The organism is Ruegeria sp., from assembly GCF_965243365.1.
Classification (GTDB): domain Bacteria; phylum Pseudomonadota; class Alphaproteobacteria; order Rhodobacterales; family Rhodobacteraceae; genus Ruegeria.
In genome coordinates this window covers 163,288-181,221 of sequence record NZ_CBDEUW010000002.1, presented here as the reverse complement: position 1 = coordinate 181,221, position 17,934 = coordinate 163,288, and the positions used below count along the sequence as shown (strand labels likewise).

Annotated in this window: 14 protein-coding genes; 5 read left to right on the top strand and 9 right to left on the bottom strand. The window is 58.2% G+C overall.

The genetic code is table 11. The features are described from left to right. Positions 1-85 precede the first annotated feature (85 nt). From ACP0GE_RS04575 to acs, 7 genes are all read right to left on the bottom strand, one after another. A complete protein-coding gene (locus tag ACP0GE_RS04575) occupies positions 86-1,498 on the bottom strand; it encodes an exonuclease domain-containing protein (RefSeq protein WP_424830817.1) in 1,413 nt (470 codons plus the stop codon). Between the two features lie 2 nt (positions 1,499-1,500). Further along, complete coding sequence (locus ACP0GE_RS04570; RefSeq protein WP_424830816.1) at positions 1,501-2,019, bottom strand: hypothetical protein; 519 nt, start codon at positions 2,017-2,019, stop codon at positions 1,501-1,503. 84 nt (positions 2,020-2,103) lie between these two features. Then, entirely contained in the window at positions 2,104-3,927 is a 1,824-nt protein-coding gene (locus tag ACP0GE_RS04565) for a DUF294 nucleotidyltransferase-like domain-containing protein (RefSeq protein ID WP_424830815.1), read from the bottom strand. Positions 3,928-4,035: 108 nt separating this feature from the next. Beyond that, positions 4,036-5,820, bottom strand: coding sequence for a sodium:solute symporter family protein (locus ACP0GE_RS04560; protein WP_424830814.1), 1,785 nt, complete (start codon positions 5,818-5,820; stop codon positions 4,036-4,038). A gap of 5 nt (positions 5,821-5,825) precedes the next feature. Further along, complete coding sequence (locus ACP0GE_RS04555; RefSeq protein ID WP_424830813.1) at positions 5,826-6,110, bottom strand: DUF4212 domain-containing protein; 285 nt, start codon at positions 6,108-6,110, stop codon at positions 5,826-5,828. Positions 6,111-6,291: 181 nt separating this feature from the next. Further along, positions 6,292-6,975 carry an adenylate kinase gene (locus ACP0GE_RS04550; RefSeq protein WP_424830812.1) on the bottom strand — a complete coding sequence of 228 codons (684 nt, stop codon included), beginning with the start codon at positions 6,973-6,975 and terminating at the stop codon, positions 6,292-6,294. Between the two features lie 7 nt (positions 6,976-6,982). Further along, the gene (gene acs / locus ACP0GE_RS04545) at positions 6,983-8,947 is read right to left on the bottom strand and encodes an acetate--CoA ligase (RefSeq protein ID WP_424830811.1); all 1,965 of its coding nucleotides are present in this window, start codon (positions 8,945-8,947) and stop codon (positions 6,983-6,985) included. Positions 8,948-9,357: 410 nt separating this feature from the next. Between acs and ACP0GE_RS04540 the strand changes: the two genes are divergently transcribed. The 3 genes from ACP0GE_RS04540 to ACP0GE_RS04530 are packed head-to-tail and all read left to right on the top strand — an operon-like array spanning position 9,358 to position 12,471. Then, positions 9,358-10,374 carry a C4-dicarboxylate TRAP transporter substrate-binding protein gene (locus ACP0GE_RS04540; RefSeq protein ID WP_424830810.1) on the top strand — a complete coding sequence of 339 codons (1,017 nt, stop codon included), beginning with the start codon at positions 9,358-9,360 and terminating at the stop codon, positions 10,372-10,374. Positions 10,375-10,434: 60 nt separating this feature from the next. Then, positions 10,435-11,064 carry a TRAP transporter small permease subunit gene (locus ACP0GE_RS04535; RefSeq protein ID WP_424830809.1) on the top strand — a complete coding sequence of 210 codons (630 nt, stop codon included), beginning with the start codon at positions 10,435-10,437 and terminating at the stop codon, positions 11,062-11,064. A gap of 3 nt (positions 11,065-11,067) precedes the next feature. Beyond that, positions 11,068-12,471: a TRAP transporter large permease gene (locus ACP0GE_RS04530; RefSeq protein WP_424830808.1), complete on the top strand. Its 1,404-nt coding sequence runs from the start codon at positions 11,068-11,070 to the stop codon at positions 12,469-12,471. A gap of 258 nt (positions 12,472-12,729) precedes the next feature. Here the strand turns inward: ACP0GE_RS04530 and ACP0GE_RS04525 are convergent, their stop codons facing one another. Continuing rightward, positions 12,730-13,773: an ornithine cyclodeaminase gene (locus tag ACP0GE_RS04525; RefSeq protein ID WP_424830807.1), complete on the bottom strand. Its 1,044-nt coding sequence runs from the start codon at positions 13,771-13,773 to the stop codon at positions 12,730-12,732. Next, a complete protein-coding gene (gene rocF, locus ACP0GE_RS04520; RefSeq protein WP_424830806.1) occupies positions 13,773-14,693 on the bottom strand; it encodes an arginase in 921 nt (306 codons plus the stop codon). The genes ACP0GE_RS04525 and rocF overlap by 1 nt, the downstream gene beginning before the upstream one ends. Before the next feature lie 86 nt (positions 14,694-14,779). On the opposite strand from rocF, the gene ACP0GE_RS04515 reads away from it, so the two are divergent. Together ACP0GE_RS04515 and mprF are read left to right on the top strand one after the other, a co-directional pair. After that, positions 14,780-15,208, top strand: coding sequence for an Lrp/AsnC family transcriptional regulator (locus ACP0GE_RS04515; protein ID WP_424830805.1), 429 nt, complete (start codon positions 14,780-14,782; stop codon positions 15,206-15,208). 115 nt (positions 15,209-15,323) lie between these two features. Then, complete coding sequence (gene mprF / locus ACP0GE_RS04510; protein WP_424830804.1) at positions 15,324-17,933, top strand: bifunctional lysylphosphatidylglycerol flippase/synthetase MprF; 2,610 nt, start codon at positions 15,324-15,326, stop codon at positions 17,931-17,933. Position 17,934 lies beyond the last annotated feature (1 nt).

The window sequence follows — 17,934 nt, the reverse complement described above, 5'->3', positions numbered from 1 at the left end:
GCATGCTCGTGGTCGGGCAAGTCTGAGGTGCCACGCCGGGCCGGGATTGTCCACGAAAAGCTATGAGGAATTCTGATGTTTTTCTTTAGTTCAGATCTTCCAGCAATCGCCCGTGCTTGCGGGTTTCCGAGATGACATCGCCAAAGGTCACCATGCCACGGGCCGTCAGCATAGGAAGCATACATACCAGCACCTCAGCCGTCGCCACCGCGTCGCCCATCGCGGTATGCCGCAAGTTTTCGGGAATTGTGATGCTGAGGCGGTCGCAAACCGCATCCAGAGTATGCGTTTCGCTGGCCCCGAACAGAACGGCAGACAACAGGACCGTATCCAAAATGGGGTGGTTCCACTCGACCTGCATCCGTTCGGCGTGGCGATGAAGAAAGGCCATGTCGAACGGTGCGTTATGGGCAACGATCACCGCGTCACGTGCAAACTGATGGAAACTGCGTCCTGCCGCAACGATATCGGGGGCCCCTTGAACCATGGCGTCGCTGACCCGGTGGACTTTGGTCGAAGCCGCAGGGATCGGGATTCCCGGGTCAACCAGAGTATCAATCTTTTCGCCATCGACGATCTTGCCCTTCACGACCCGGACGGCGCCGATTTGCACGATCTCATCCTTGTGTGGCAGCAGACCTGTCGTCTCGGTATCAAAGACAACAAAAGTCAGGTCGGAAACAGGCCGATGCTCGAATGCAGCGTCCGCGGGTGAATCGAGCAGATCGAAATCGTAGACCAGAGGTCGGGCATCCTCGGGCTGCATCTGCGCCGTACTGTCGTCGAAAATCAGCATATAGCCCGGCGCGTCGCCCAATGGTTTCATTCGGGCAGAATAGGTCTGCCGCCCGTCAACGCTGGTCAGGGTGCATTTCACGTCCAGTCCGGTTTTGCTCAGTTCGGCATAGGCATCCGTCAGCCCGGTGCTTTCCAAGTAGTCAAACAGCGACGCGTTCAGCCGTGGATGTGCGATCTGGGCCAGAACCTCGGCAGCCTGCGCGTCATACAGAACGATCTGATGCTTGGGTCCGGCCAGCAGCATGGCAACCGGGATTTCGGTCAACAACGCAGTCAGGCGCTGCTTTTCAGAGGCCAGATGCGCGGTTTCCGCGGCTACAGCCTCGGCGGTGCTCATCGCGTTTGCCGCCAGTTGATCTGCAAGCCCGGCGGCGGCCGGGGCCAGATCGCCAAGATAACGTGCAGCCTGCAAATCCAGTTCGGTGCTGACACCTGCATGCGCGCGGGCGCGAAGCTGCGCCGACAGACGTTCAATCGGCTTGGCGACGTTGTCGTCGAATAACAGCCAAACGCCGACGATCAACGCCAGCAATCCAAAGGCAATCAGGATTTCGGCAAAGATATACGCGTTAATCAGCTCCGGGTCATTTGCACGCTCATAGCTGAACCACAACGCAGCCGAGCTGATCACCAACCCGCCGATGGCCAACAGGCAGAAGAACAGGAATATCCTAAGGCGCAGGCTCAGATTGGTCAGCATTGTCAGACCCCGCAGGTGGCCTCGATGACCGGATCACCATCGCCCGCTGTGAACCAATCGGCATTGATCAGGCGTCCGTCATCCGAGAATTCGGCCCCGTCCGCCAGATTGGCGCGGCTGTTGTCGGCACAGTTCACAGCAACCGGCACTTTGGACACAGGTGCCCAGCGGCCAAAGAAATAAAGGTCAACCAGCCGCTGCTCGGGAACATTGTCGTTGGTACGCACGGATACGGTATCGATGGCGGCAAACCTGTCGATAAAGGGCACCGCATAGGTCCAGGGGCGATAGAAGGCGCGGCTTTCAACCTCCTGCACGATGGTCAGCTCTTGCGGAAGCTGGTCGCGGGTGCGGTCATACCAGGAGTATTCGCTGGTGATCGTCATGGCGATCATACCCAGGCCAGCAGCGACAGGGGTGGTCCATTTCGGCAGACGCCCACCGGTCAGTTTGTTCAGCACCAAAGCGATGCCGGCAAAGGCAAGGCCTGCAAAAACCGTACCGATCAGTTCCAGAAACATAGGTTTCCTCCATCCGTCAGGCGCAATTCGCCCCTTATTCTCGTTCCAAATACGGTCGCCGAAGGCGATCCGGCATTTTCAACCTTACCCCAGCATGCCTTTACCGTGACCAACTGCCGATTGCATCGTTTTTACCACCACAAAAGCGTCGCGCAGATGGCTTCGCTCAAAATCCGACAGGTCCGAGGGCGGCAGGTAATTGTCTGGTTTATCATCGGATTTGACCAGTCGAACCTGATGTTCCAGCCGGGTTTCGGCGATCAGGTCATAGGCATCCAGCAGATCGTGTGCGCCTGAGTGGCTAAGAACACCTGCCGCTTCGGCAGCCTTGAGCCGCGCGCGGGTGTTCGCTTCGGTCAGCTTTCCCTGCAGGCTGTAGACGCGGGCCAGATCCACCACAGGCACAACGCCGTTATGCTTCAGGTCCAGCGTATTCCGATGCTCGCCTGACCGGATGGTGGCAAACCCGCGCAGCAATCCCAACGGCGGGGTGTGTTTCAGCGAATTCGCAATCATATGCGCGACAAAGATCGAATTCGCATTAGCGGCTGCCAACGTATCCGTGTGAAGATCGGTGAACAGATCAAATGCCCCGCCAATGGGCCGCAGGTCGAACATGACCGAGGCCAGCATCTGCGCTTCGGGGTTCGGTTTCGCGATCCAGCCCTGAAAATAGTCCCGCCAGACGCGCACCGGCTGGCACCAGCGCGTATTGGTCGCCATCATGTCGCCGGGGCAATAGAAATACCCGCAGGTGTCCAACCCGTCCGAGACGAACTTGGCCAAATTCGCGAAGTAATCCATGTCGGCTTCGGTCACGCTGTCGTCCAGCATCAGGCAGTTGTCCTGATCCGAAACACCCGTCTGTTCCTGTCGCCCCTGCGATCCACAGGCGAGCCACAGGTACGGCGCCGGCGGCGGTCCGAGTTTGTCTTCAGCCAAAGTCAGCAACCGGCGCGTGACCGTATCGGCAATGTCAGTGATCAGGCGGGTGACAATCTCGTGCCGGTTGCCACCTGCCACCAGTTGCACCAGAAGCTGCGGGATTTCTGTTGTGACCTTCGCCATCTGCTCGGCGGTATCCGCTTGGGCGATCCGGCGCACCAGTTCGGCAGAGTTGACGGCCTGATAATGGGTCAGGTCGGTCTGGGTCACAATCCCGACCAACTTGCCAGCCTCCGAGATGGGAATATGCCCGATCCCACGCTCCATCATCACATGCAAAACGTCCGAGCCAATGTCGGTCGGGGATAGTGTAATCGGATCGGCGGTCATGATGGCCGACACCGTGGTGTCCTTCGGCATCTCTTCGGCCACGAACTTGCCCGAGATATCTCGCAGCGTGGCGATTCCAAGCAGCTTGTCGCCCTCGGTCACGCAGAGGGATGAGATATGGCGGTCGCGCATTATGCGCGCGGCCTCATCAACAGGTGTGCCGGGCGGGCAGGTGGCCGGATCGCGAGCCATCAGCACATCAATGGCGCTGGTCGCCAGGCTCTGCGGGCCACTGCGTGTGCCACGGGTTCGGTCAAAGAACTTGGAAACAACGTCGTGCCCGTCAATCAGGTCCTTCACCAGATCGGGTGGCAGCACGATCAGCACAGTCGGCGCATTGGCCCGTGCGTGGGTCGCGGCCTTGCCGTCTTTCAGCAAACCGCGTTCGCCAAAAGAATTTCGTAACCCCAGATGAGAGACGACCGCGCCATTTTCGTCGGTGATCTCAACCTGTCCTTCGTAGATCACAAAAACGCCGGGCAGGGTGTGGCCGAGCTCGTAAACACTATCGTTTTCACCGACTTCACGAACTTCGATCTGCTTGGCCAGATCATCGACCACATCGTGAGGCAGCGAGTCATAGGGATGAACGGATTTCAGAAACCGGGTGATCTCATCATGGGACAGGGGCATCATGTGTCTCCGTGCTTCTGAAAGAAAAGTCCCGCCCAGTGGTATGCCGGGCGGGATCAGTGGATCGAAAAACGCGGTCAGAGGCAAGAGCCGCCGACCGCATCACACTCAGTGATCCTGAGCCGCGCCCGCACCACGGGGAATGCGCACGCTTTCGACCAGATCCTTGATCTCTTGCGGTGTCTCTTTGGTCATGCCTGCAACAGTGTAGGCAACCGCAAAGTTGATCATCGCACCGATGGCGCCGAACGAGGTCGACTTGATCGGACCCAGCAGAGGATCAGCATCGGTGAAAGAGTTGGTGCCCGGAATGAACAGCCAGCCCTTGTGCAGGAAGATGTAGACCAGGGTCACGACCAGACCTGCCAGCATACCGCAGACCGCACCGGTGTTGTTGATGCGGGTCGAGAAGATCCCCATCATCAGCGCCGGGAAGATCGAAGCCGCCGCCAGACCAAAGGCCAAGGCCACGGTTTGCGCGGCAAAGCCCGGTGGGTTCAGGCCCAGATAGGTTGCGACAACGATGGCCACGGCCATTGCGATCCGCGCCGCCAACAGCTCTCCTTTTTCAGAGATCGACGGGTTGATCGCACCTTTGACAAGGTCATGGGACACAGCCGACGAGATCGCCAGCAACAGGCCCGCAGCGGTTGACAGAGCAGCCGCAAGACCACCGGCAGCGACCAGACCGATCACCCAACCCGGCAGGTTGGCAATCTCGGGGTTGGCCAGAACCAGGATGTCGCGGTTGAACTTGGTCAGCTCGTTACCGACCCAGCCTTTTTCTTCCGCGATAGCCGTCATCGCTTCGGACTTGTCGTTGTAGTACTGGATCTTGCCGTCGCCGTTCTTGTCTTCCCAGTCCAGCAAACCGGTCTTCTTCCACGTGGCCATCCAGTCATAGCGCGGATCATTGTCGATCTCTTCAACCGAAACAGCGCCACCTTCGATGCCACCATTGGGCCACATCATGTCGGTGATGTTCAGACGGGCCATTGCGCCAACCGCAGGGGCGGTCAGGTACAGCAACGCGATGAAGACCAGCGCCCAGCCCGCCGACCAGCGTGCGTCAGACACTTTGGGAACGGTAAAGAAGCGCATGATGACGTGTGGCAGACCGGCGGTGCCGATCATCAGCGACAGGGTGAACAGCACCATGTTCAGCGTGTTCGAGTGATGGGCGGTATAGTCGTTAAAGCCCAGCTCGGTCACGATGGCATCCAGCTTGGTCAGCAGGGGCTCACCACTGGCGGTGTCACCAAACAGACCCAGCGCCGGAACTGGTGTGCCGGTCAGCTGTAGCGAGATAAAGATGGCTGGGATGGTATAGGCGGTGATCAGCACGCAGTACTGAGCGACCTGAGTATAGGTCACACCCTTCATCCCACCAAACACCGCATAGGCAAACACAACGCCTGCACCAATCAAAAGCCCGGTGGTGTTTGACACTTCGAGGAAGCGGCCAAAGGCAACACCGACACCGGTCATCTGACCGATCACGTAGGTCACAGACGCTACGATCAGACAGATCACCGCGACGATGCGTGCGGTTTGACTGTAAAAGCGATCGCCGATGAATTCCGAGACGGTGAACTTGCCGAACTTACGCAGGTAAGGGGCAAGCAGCAGCGCCAGCAGCACGTAGCCACCGGTCCAACCCATCAGGAAGGTCGAGTTGTCATAGCCGGTAAAGGCAATCAGGCCCGCCATCGAAATGAACGAAGCCGCAGACATCCAGTCCGCCGCTGTCGCCATACCGTTGGTGACCGGGTGAACGCCGCGGTTTGCAGCATAGAACTCTGATGTGGAACCCGCGCGGGCCCAGATCGCGATGCCGATGTAAAGCGCAAAGGACGCGCCAACAAACAGCAGGTTGATGGTAAACTGATCCATGCCGCTTACTCCTCGTCGACGCCGTATTCAGCGTCCAGCTTGTTCATGCGCCAGGCGTAGTTGAAGATCAGCACCAGAAAGACCAGGATCGATCCCTGCTGGGCGAACCAAAAGCCCAGATCGGTGCCGCCTACGGCGATGCCTGACAGCAGCGGACGCAGCAGAATGCCGAATCCAAACGACACCAGCGCCCAGATCGCGAGGCTGATGTAGATGAGGCGCAGGTTGGCCTGCCAATAGCCCTTATCGGCTTCGGCAGTCTGCGCGGAGTTTGTTGAATTATCCGCCATCGCGGGTTCCTCCTTCGCTTCCCTCATAGGCGGCCCGTTGCTTTACTCCTCCAGTGCATCGGGCCGCTTCTCGATTGTGCCAAACGTCATATGACGCTCGGCAAAACTTCTCTGTTCCGCCAAGGCGGTTCATTGAAGCATTCTGTCGTAGGATCAGAGCCTTACGGCTTGTCCTCTCCCCTTAAATCATCGCGTCGCGGACGATCACCTCCAGGTCGCGAGCGATGCCTTCAATCCGGCCCATGGCGTCTGTGCGTTTCAGCACGCCCTGGCCTTCGTAGTAACTGATCAGCGGTGCGGTCTGCGCGTGATAAGCTGTCAGGCGCGATGCCACAGTTTCCGCGTTGTCATCCGCGCGGCGCATGAATTCGGTATGGCCACACTTGTCGCAGGTGCCGTCTTTGGCAGGTCGCTTATACTTGTCGTGATAGCCTTCACCGCAGCCGGCGCAGGTGTAGCGGCCCGAAATGCGCACCACCATTTCGGCATCTTCCACTTCGAGGCTGATTGCTGCATTGATCTTCTGGTCGTTCGAGGCCAGTAGCCCGTCCAGCGCTTCGGCCTGAACCGTAGTGCGCGGGAAACCGTCAAGAATGACACCCTTGGCGCAGTCTGGCTGCACCATCCGGTCACGCAGGATATCGATGACGATCTCGTCACTGACCAGATCGCCAGCTTCCATCACGGCTTTGGCCGCTTTACCGGCCTCGGTCCTTGCAGCAACCGCGTCCCGTAACAGATCACCGGTGCTGAGTTGCACCAGCCCGAACGTGTCCTCCAGCATCCGCGCTTGGGTTCCCTTCCCGGCGCCCGGAGGGCCGAGAAGGATCAGAACGGCAGGTGTGGTGAGCGTGGTGGCGTCCATCACATCCTCACTTGTTCGCGCGGTTTTCGATCAGGTCTTCGACCACCGACGGATCCGCGAGTGTCGACGTATCACCCAGCGAACCAAAGTCATTCTCGGCAATCTTGCGAAGGATACGGCGCATGATCTTGCCCGAGCGGGTCTTGGGCAGACCGGGGGCCCACTGAATCACATCCGGGCTGGCAATCGGACCAATCTCGGTTCGCACCCATGTACGCAGCTCTTTCAACAGTTCGTCCGAAGGCTCGCGATCATTCATCAGTGTGACGTAGCAATAGATGCCTTGCCCTTTGATTTCATGGGGATAACCGACAACCGCAGCCTCGGCTACAGCGGAATGCGCGACCAGAGCACTTTCAACCTCGGCCGTGCCCATGCGGTGGCCCGAGACGTTTATCACGTCATCGACGCGCCCGGTGATCCAGTAGTCACCATCCTCGTCACGGCGGCAGCCATCACCGGTAAAGTAGTATCCTTTGTAGTCCGAGAAATACGTCTTCTCGAACCGCTCATGATCGCCCCAAACGGTGCGCATCTGACCGGGCCAGCTATCCTTGATGCACAGAACGCCCTCGACCCCGTTGCCGCTGATCTCGACACCTGATTGCGGGTCCAGAACAACCGGCTGAACACCAAAAAACGGCTTTTGGGCCGAGCCGGGTTTCAACGCATGAGCACCGGGCAAGGGGGTCATCATGTGGCCGCCGGTCTCGGTCTGCCACCACGTATCCACGATGGGGCATTTACCTTTGCCCACAACCTCATTGTACCAGTTCCAGGCTTCCGGGTTGATCGGCTCGCCCACGGTGCCCAGCAGGCGCAGGTCGCTCAGATCGTGCTTTTCGACCCATTCGTTGCCCTGGCCCATCAGCGCCCGGATCGCGGTCGGAGCAGTATAGAATTGGTTGACCTTATGCTTGGCGCAGACCTCCCAGAAGCGGCCCGCGTCAGGAAAGGTCGGAACACCTTCGAACATCAGCGTGGTCGCGCCATTGGCCAGCGGGCCGTATACGATATAGCTGTGACCGGTCACCCAACCCACATCCGCCGTACACCAATAGACGTCGCCCTCATGGTAGTCGAATGTGATTTCATGTGTCAGCGATGCATAAACCAGGTAGCCACCGGTGGTGTGCACCACTCCTTTTGGCTGACCAGTCGAGCCCGAAGTGTAGAGAATGAACAGTGGATCTTCGGCGCTCATCTCGGCGGGTGCGCAATAGTCATCCGCCTCCAATGCCATTTCGTTATAGTCGTAGTCGCGCCCGTCAATCCACGTGGTCTGACCACCGGTACGCTTGACCACCAGACATTTCACGGTGTCCTTGCAGTGCAGCAAAGCAGCGTCTGCATTCGACTTCAACGGAGTCTTGCGACCGCCGCGCGGGGCTTCATCGGCTGTGATGATGACCTTGGCGTCGCAACCATTGACTCGTGCGGCCAACGCATCCGGCGAAAATCCTGCAAAAACAATCGAGTGAATAGCGCCGATACGTGCGCAGGCCAGCATTGCATATGCTGCTTCGGGGATCATCGGCAGATAGATGACGACACGATCACCTTTGCGCACGCCCATGGATTCCAGAATATTGGCCATGCGGCAGGTGCGGCGATGCAGCTCGGCATAAGTGATGTGCTGGGCCGCGTCGTTTGGATCATCCGGTTCCCAGATAATTGCAGTCTGATCCCCGCGTGTTTCCAGATGACGGTCCAGACAGTTGGCCGAGACGTTCAGCGTGCCATCGGCATACCAGTTGATCTTGACCGAACCGAAATCGTAGTTGACGTCCTTGATCTGAGTATAAGGTTTAATCCAGTCGACCCGTTTACCTTGTTCATCCCAGAACGCTTCTGAGTTGTTTACAGAAGCCGCATACATGTCGTCGTATTTTTCCGCGTCAACATGCGCGCGCGCGACGGTTTCTGCGGATGGCTCGTATACCTTGGCTTCTGCCTGGGCAGCGGTTGTCATTTTGAGGCTCCTCCCTCTGGACTGGATAATTTCGGATCGATGTTTCGCCCGCCGATCAGACAATGTCGATCCTGTTCCTCCCCAATTCGGATAATACGGAGTTCAGAAAATATTTAAATAAATAGCCGTAAACCTTGGATTTGTTTGTAAACAAATTTCTGTTGTTGTCGGGTTTCTGTAAAGAATGTGGGAAATTTCTAAAAAAGTAGTAATATTATAGCTGCTTAGCTGTAACGTTCTTTTTCGGTAAAGGCAGGGAAGGGGTCTGCAGTTTGGGCAAATCCGTCAATTCCGCCTCGAAGTCTTGCGCTTTTCCCGGATTGGTTTGCGGGGGTTGGCACACCCTATGGTTGGCGCTAGCTTTACTGCCAAGCGCCCTAGCAAGGGGCGCATCAAAGGGAGAAATCATAATGAACAAGATGTTGAGCGGTGCTGCTGTCACCGTCCTGAGCCTGGCGTTCGTCACCGAGGCTGCCGCGACCGAGTGGAATGCTTCGGTCTGGGGCAAGCGCCGCGCCTTCACCGAACATGTAGAAAAACTGGCCGAGCTGGTGAGCGAGAAAACCAACGGCGAATTCACGATCAATGTCAGCTATGGCGGCCTGTCGAAACCGCGCGAAAACCTGGATGGGATTGAGATCGGCGCTTTTGAGATGGCGCAGTTCTGCGCGGGCTATCACCGGGACAAGAACCGTGCGATCACCGTTCTGGAACTGCCCTTTTTGGGCGTGAATACGCTGGACGAGGAGGTTGCGGTCAGCCACGCGGTTTATGATCATCCCGCAGTGAAGGATGAGATGGCGCAATGGAACGCGCGGATCATCATGACCTCACCCATGCCACAATACAACCTAGTCGGCACCGGTGATCCAAGGGATAAACTGGCCGATTTCGATGGAATGCGCGTGCGCGCCACTGGCGGTCTGGGCCAGGCGTTCGAGGCCGTAGGGGGTGTGCCGACCTCGGTTCCCGCCACCGAAGCCTTTAACGCGATGGAATCCGGTGTAGTGGATACTGTGGCCTTCGCCCAGCACGCGCATCTGTCCTTTGGCACGATCAATGAGGCCGACTGGTGGACGGCCAACCTGAACCCCGGCACTGTGAACTGCCCGGTGGTCGTGAATATCGACGCCTATGAGGCCCTGACGCCAGAGCACCGCGAAGCCCTCAATAGCTCGATTGACGAAGCTATCGATCACTATCTTGCCAACTATGGTGGCTTGCTAGAGCAATGGGACGGCGTTCTTGAGGAGAAAGGCGTCCAGAAAGTCATGATCGAAGATGCTGTAATCGAAGAGTTTCGCGCCAAGGCGGCTGACCCGATCCGCGAAAAATGGATCGAGGACATGACCGCGCAGGGCCTACCTGCGCAGGATCTTTACGATCTGGTTCAGGCAACGCTGCAACAACAACGCGGCGGAAACTGATAGCTCTGACCGGGCGTTCTCGGGCGCCCGGTTTATACTCACGGACAGGGGAACACCGGAATGGCAGGACACGCCACGGTGCTGGAGGACGGCAGCCTGATCAGCCGTCTGGACCGCCGCCTTTTGCAACTTGAGCAGTTTCTGGCCTTGATCAGCGGGTTCGCGGTGTTCGGGTTGATGGTGCTTGCCGTCGTCTCGGTCAGCGGGCGCAACGCGTTGAATGCACCTTTGCCGGGCTATGTGGACTGGATCGAGCAAGCGATGCCTCTGATCGCCTTTCTTGGTGTTTCATTCGTTCAGCGCAGCGGTGGCCACATCCGGATGGATATCGTCATCTCGCGTCTCAAAGGGCGGGCATTGTGGTTGTTCGAGTTTCTGTCCATCATTCTGATCCTCATCCTGATGCTGGCGCTGGTTTGGGGCAGTTGGGCGCATTTCGACCGGTCCTTTGATTTTGGAGCGCCGCTGTGGAGCCGTGACAGCTCGATCGATATCGGGATCCCAATTTGGCCTGCCAAGCTCTTGGCTCCGGTTGCCTTTTCAGTGCTGTGTGCACGACTGGTTTTGCAGGCCTGGGGGTATGGTCGCGCCTTTGTACTGGGTCTTGAGACTCCGCCAGCAGTTCCTCTGATTCAAGATGCCGCCGCTCAGGCTGCGGCCGAGGCCGAACAGTACGAAGGGCGCTCGTAACTCATGGATACGATTGATATCGGACTCTGGGTCACGGGCGGCCTGTTGGTCATGGTCGTGGCCGGAATGCGGGTGGCCTTTGCAGCTGGGCTTGCTGGCCTGATCGGGCTGGTTTGGATTTTCTGGGCAAAATTCGGCTATGACCCCGACCGGTTTGGGAAGGCCATCACGGTCGCGGTCAAAACCGCGGGGCAAGTGCCGCATTCCAAAGTCGCCTCACACACGCTGAGCCTGATTCCGACATTTATCCTTATTGGTTACCTCGCCTACTATGCGGGTCTGACCCGAGCCTTGTTCGAGGCCGCCAAGCGTTGGGTGGCGTGGGTGCCGGGCGGGTTGGCCGTCTCGACCGTGTTTGCCACTGCGGGGTTTGCGGCGGTGTCCGGTGCGTCGGTTGCCACATCGGCGGTCTTTGCCCGTATCGCCATCCCCGAGATGCTGGCCGTGGGCTACAATAAGCGCTTCGCCGCAGGCGTGGTGGCGGCGGGCGGAACGCTGGCTTCGCTGATCCCGCCCTCGGCGATCCTGGTGATCTACGCAATTATCGTCGAGCAGGATGTTGGCAAACTGCTGCTGGCGGGTTTCATCCCCGGTGCGTTTTCGGCAGTGGTCTATGGCCTGCTGATCGTCGGTATTGCCGTCGTGTTCAAATCTGTCGGCCCCCCGGTTACCGGCTTCACCTGGAAAGAGCGCATGATCGCGCTGCCGGGTGCTGTACCCATCCTTGCCGTCATTCTGATCATCATCTGTTTCGTCTATAACCCTTTCGGCGAAAAGGCGTGGGGCACCCCGACAGAAGGGGGCGCGATCGGAGCCTTTATCGTTTTCTGCTTCGCCTTGTTCCATGGCATGCGCTGGCCCGAGTTCAAGTCGGCTCTGTTGGAAACCGCCAAGTTGACGGCCATGATATTCGCAATCATTTGGGGCGTGCTCATCTATGTGCGTTTCCTTGGTTTTGCTGATCTGCCCGGCGTGTTCTCCGACTGGATAACTTCGCTAGAGATGTCGCCCATGCTGATCCTGATCTGTATCCTGCTGGCCTATGCGGTTCTTGGCATGTTCATGGATGCAATCGGTATGCTGCTGCTGACTTTGCCGGTCGTCTACCCGGCCGTCATGGCCTTGAATGGCGGTGAAACAGTGTCTGCGGCGGAAAGCACTTTTGGAATGTCCGGCCCGATGTGCGCAATTTGGTTTGGCATCCTGGTGGTCAAAATGGCCGAATTCTGCCTGATCACACCGCCGATTGGTTTGAACTGTTTTGTTGTCGCAGGGGTTCGCCCGGATCTGAGCGTTCAGGACGTTTTCAAAGGCGTGACACCGTTTTTTGTCGCCGACGCCCTGACCATCGCGCTGCTTGTGGCCTTCCCCGGAATCGTGTTGTACCTGCCGTCACTCGCTGGCTGACCAGGGTATTTTGCGAGGCTCTGCCTCGCGCTCCGGGATATTTTTGGCCAGATGAAGTAATGGATCCTTAACCAATCTGAGGCGATATTGCTTGGGCGGTACAGGCAGGGATGCCGATGACCGCGCCAGGTGAAGCTCTCCGGTTGTGGTCGGAGAGTGGATCCCTCGTTCATCTGGCCAGAAATATCCCGGGGGAGTCGCCCACAGGGCGGCGGGGGCAGAGCCCCCTAACATTCTGGGTTTATCGAATTCGCCTCGTTAGTTGGCGCGCATCAACATTCCGAACAGGTCCCGCGGGTTGTCCGGATCAGCCAGCATATCCAAAGGTTCAAAGAAATCGGTGCCTTCGATTGCGTTCTTGATAAAGCGAAGCGCCGAGAAATCTTCGATGGCGAAGCCGACGCTGTCAAACAGCGTAATTTGGCGATCATCCCTGCGCCCTTGCGCCTGACCTGTCATCACACGCCACATCTCGGTGACCGGGTGGTCAGCATCCAAAGCCTGAATTTCACCTTCTATACGGGTCTGTTCGGGATATTCCACGAAGATGTCCGAGCGAAGGAGGATATCTTTGTGCAATTCTGTTTTTCCTGGGCAATCCCCGCCAATCGCATTGATGTGTACACCGGGGCCGACCATGTTGTCCGTCAGGATCGTCGCGTATTTCTTGTCGGCCGTGCATGTGGTGATGATCTGCGCACCTTCGATCGCGTCTTCCGGCGTTGTGCAGGAAACGACCTTCAGGCCTTTGCCGTTCAGGTTCACCGCGCATTTGGCCGTTGCGTTGGCGTCGATGTCATAAAGGCGAACCGTATCGATCCCACACATCGCCTTGAACGCCAGGCACTGGAACTCGGACTGAGCACCGTTGCCGATCATGGCCATTGTTGTTGCGGATTTGGGTGCCAGGTAGCTGCCCACCAGCGCCGAGGTCGCGGCTGTTCGCAGCGCGGTCAGCATCGTCATTTCGGTCAGCAGCGTTGGATAGCCTGTGTAAACGTCTGCCAGAAGACCAAAAGCGGTCACCGTTTGCAGCCCCTCAGACGTGTTTTTGGGGTGGCCGTTGACGTATTTGAAGCCATAGGCCTCACCATCCGAAGTTGGCATCAGCTCGATCACGCCATGCGGTGAATGGGCCGGGATGCGGGGTGTTTTGTCGAAACTCTCCCACCGCTTGAAATCGGCCTCAATCTGGGCGGCGATCTGAGTGATCATCTGCTCCACCCCGATATGGTGGATCAGCCGCATCATGTTGTCGACGGATACGAAAGGCACCAGCGCCTTGTCAGAAGGTTGGGTCATCAGAAGCTCCGGGTCGGGCGGTCAAAGATACGGCGCCCCATCAGCGAGGCCGTCAGGTCGACCATCAGTTTGGCGGTACGACCGCGTTCGTCGAGGAATGGATTCAGCTCAACCAGATCCAGCGAGCTGACAAGGCCGCTTTCGTGCAGCAGTTCCATGGCCAAATGCGCCTCTCGTTCAGTCGCGCCGCCGGGTACAGTCGTGCCAACGGCGGGTGCGATGGCGGGATCCAGAAAATCGACATCCAGCGATACGTGCAGCAGGCCGTTTGCCGCGCGCACCTTTTCCAGGAACGCAATCAGGGGCGCTTTGATCCCGTGTTCGTCGATGCTGCGCATGTCGGCCAGCATGGCGTGGTCTTTTTCAAGGGCGGCGCGTTCAGCCGGATCGACTGAGCGCAGGCCAATCATGCCAACCCGGTTGGTGGGGACAACTTTGGTCAGCGCCGGAAAGGCGTCAAAGCCCGGCTGGCCGGTAAAATAGGCAACGGGCGTGCCGTGAAGGTTGCCGCTGCCGGTGCTGTCTGGCGTGTGAAAGTCACTGTGTGCGTCCAGCCACAGCACGAATAAAGGCCGTCCCATTTGATCCGCATGTGCAGCCATACCGGCCACAGTACCCAGTGATAGCGCATGATCGCCGCCCATGAAGATCGGAACCCCTTGGTGCGCGATCTCTTGTGCTGTGCGCTCCAGCGCGCGGGTCCATCCGATACATTCGGGCAAGGCAAACAAATGCGGATGCTCGGGCAGGTCCACCGGATCCGGTTGAATATCGCCGATATCGGTGACGGTGTGGCCCAGATCGCGCAGGGCTTGCTCCAGACCGGCCACACGGTAGGCATCCGGGCCCATCCGGCAACCTTGCCGCTGTTTTCCGGCATCCATTGGGACGCCTGTCAGAAGAAGAGTTTTATTGTCCATGTGCTTATCTAGCGAAGCAAGGTGGGTTGCGAAAAGGGGGCAAAATGTTCAAAATGAAAGTTAGAAACCCGAAATGAGAAGCCGATTTGGACGATTTGGATAACAGACTGCTGAATGCCCTGCATCGGGACGCCCGGGCCTCGCTGTCCGAACTGGCCGAGGCTTTGGGGGTCACGCGAACAACGGTGCGCAGCCGCCTACAGCGTCTCAAGCAATCCGGCGAGATTGTTGGCTTCACCGTCCTGACCCGTCAGGGCGTGGCCGAAAGCCCGGTGCGCGGTTTGATGATGCTTGAGATCGAGGGGCGCGGCACCGAACGGACCATGGCACGGATCGCGGCCATGCGGCAGGTCAGGGCGGTGCATTCGACCAATGGCAGCTGGGATCTGATCGCCGAGATCGGCACGGAAACCCTGGCGGAACTGGACGAAGTTCTGTTTCAGATCAGGCGCATGGAAGGCGTGACCCGGTCCGAGACGAACTTGCTGCTGTCTACCCGTAAGGGGCGGTATTGATTGCGTTTCATCACGCTTTGACCCGCGCCGAAACTGTGCCAAGGTCTCAGCGGGGCCCATTCTGACCGAGACAGGATGTGGGTCTTAACAAGCTTTAAGAGCAGGGGCGACCACAATGAGCACTCAGGAGACGGGCGAAGAACCGCGGGCCGTACGCTGGGCTGAAAACATCACCGGGTTGTTGGAAAAAACCTGGGTTCGGATCGCTGTCCCAATTGTGGTCACTCTGATCGCGCTGACGGTTCTGCATGATCTGTCTACTCATGTAAAATGGTCTGATGTACAGGCCGACATAGCCGCCACGCCGTGGAAGATCATGTTTTTTGCAGTGTGTTGGACGGCGTTCAGCTTTTTGTCCCTGTCGTTGTACGATGTCTTCGCAGTGCAGAGCGTGGCCGACGGTAAAGTGCCGTTACCCGTGGCTGGTATGGCCGGGGCCAGCGGCTATGCGGTGTCCAACTGCCTTGGTTTTTCCTACATCACCGGGACGGCGATCCGATACCGGATATATGCGTCTTTGGGGCTGGATTTGGGGCGGGTGGCCGGTGTCATTGCCACGTCATGGGTCGCGTTCTGGATGGGGTTGGTACTGATCCTTGGCATCCTTCTGACCTTCCACCCTGACGGCGTGGCAAAAGTGCTGCCTATCAGCGAAACGGTTGAAACGGCAATAGGCCTGTGTCTGCTGGCCGGGCTGGTCATCCTGTTTGTCTGGTTGTCCAGTGGCGGGCGGCGGCTTTCGGTTGCAGGCTTCGGCTTTAACTTGCCCGGCGGCAAGCTGGCCAGCCTGTTGACGCTTGCAGCGCTTGGCGACCTGTTCGGCGCATCGATGACGCTGTATGTGCTGATGCCCGACGATCTTGGTGTGGGTTTTCCTTATTTCTTCACGGTCTATGTGGCGGCCATCGCGGTTGGTATTCTCAGCCATGCCCCCGGTGGGATCGGCGTGTTCGAGGCGACTTTGATCGCCGGTCTCGGGGCCTCGGGTCGGTCAGATGTTATTGCGGCGCTGCTGCTCTACCGTGTGGTGTACACGTTCCTGCCATTTGGAATTGCCAGCCTGTCTATCGCAATCGCGTCGGCCCTGACGCAAAGGCATCGGATCGGAGGAGCCGCGACATGGGTCTATCGCGCCATCCGACCAATCGTTCCAATTGTTGCGGCCGGGGTGGCTGCGGTTGCAGGGGTTATCCTGTTGGTTTCGGGGGCGTTGCCCGCCAGCACTCAGAATCTGGGCGTGCTAAGAGAGGTTCTGCCCCTGTCATTTGTCGAGGCTTCGCATCTGGCTGGCAGCGCTGTTGGTGTGCTGCTGTTGTTAGTGTCGCGCGGGCTGTTCCGCAAACTGTACCGCGCCTGGGTCGTGGCCACGCTGTTGATGGTTGCGGGTTTCTTTGCGTCTCTGGCCAAGGGCCTGGACACGCATGAGGCCCTGTCCATGCTGGCGACGATCGGGATGCTGGCAATGTTTCGGGGGGCGTTTTACCGGGTGAGCGGTGCATCGATCTTTCGCCTTAATATCCCATGGTTGGTCAGCGTCATCGTATTGCTTGCGGTGATCTTTTGGGTCGGTTTGTTTGCCTACTCGCATGTTGAATACCAAAACGCCTTGTGGTGGGATTTCGCTTGGAATGCAGACGCCTCACGCTTTTTGCGATCCAGCGTCGTGGTTGCCGTGATCGTGGGTATTGTGGCCGTGAATTCTCTGTTCGGGCGCGAAATCCCGGCACCGAAACGCACCGAAATCCCCGAGGTGGTCGAACGTCTGGTGATGGAGAGTGAGGATACCGAATCCCAGATATCACTGACCGGGGACAAGCGGTTCCTGATATCCCCGGATGAAACAGCCTTTATCGCCTATGCTGACACGGGCAATGCGGTGATTTCCAAAGGCGAACCGGTCGGAGATGAAAAGGCAGGTCAGCAGCTGATCTGGCAGCTTCGTGAAATGGCGGACCGTGAGGGCAAGCTATGCGCCTTCTACAGTGTTTCGACCAAGTATCTGCCGACGTTTCTGGATCTCGGCCTGTCAATCCTGAAGATCGGCGAGGTCGCCCGGGTGCCGCTCAAGGATTTCTCGCTGGACGGCAAGTCGCGCAAACGGTTCCGGCAGGCCAAGAACCGGGCCGAGCGGGAAGGTTATGTATTCGAGATCATCCCGAAAGAGGAACTGGCCCCGGTCCTGCCTGAGTTGCGTAAGATTTCGGATGACTGGCTAGAGCGCAAAGCGGGGGAAGAGAAGGGATTTGCCCTGGGTGGGTTTGACGACCAATACCTGTCATATTTCGATCATGCGGTGTTGCGGGATGGAAAGACCGGCAAGATCATGGCCTTCGCCAACCTGTTTCAGGGCGGCCACAAGTCCGAGCTGTCGCTGGATCTGATGCGCTATGAACCTGACAGCCCCAGCTTTGTCATGGATGCGCTGTTCGCCGAGATGATGGTCTGGGGTTCGGAACAGGGGTTCCACTGGTTCTCGCTGGGCGCCGCGCCGTTTTCGGGGATCGAGAACCGGCAACTGGCCTCGCTCTGGAACCGTATCGGCGGGTTCGTCTATGAGCATGGTGAACAGTTCTATCACTTCGAAGGCCTGCGCGCCTTCAAGCAGAAGTTCGAACCGGAATGGAGCCCCAACTATCTGGCCAGCCCCGGTGGATTGGCGGCGCCGCGTATCCTGTACGAGGTCAATATCCTGATTTCGGGCGGCTTGCGGGGCCTTACGAAATAGC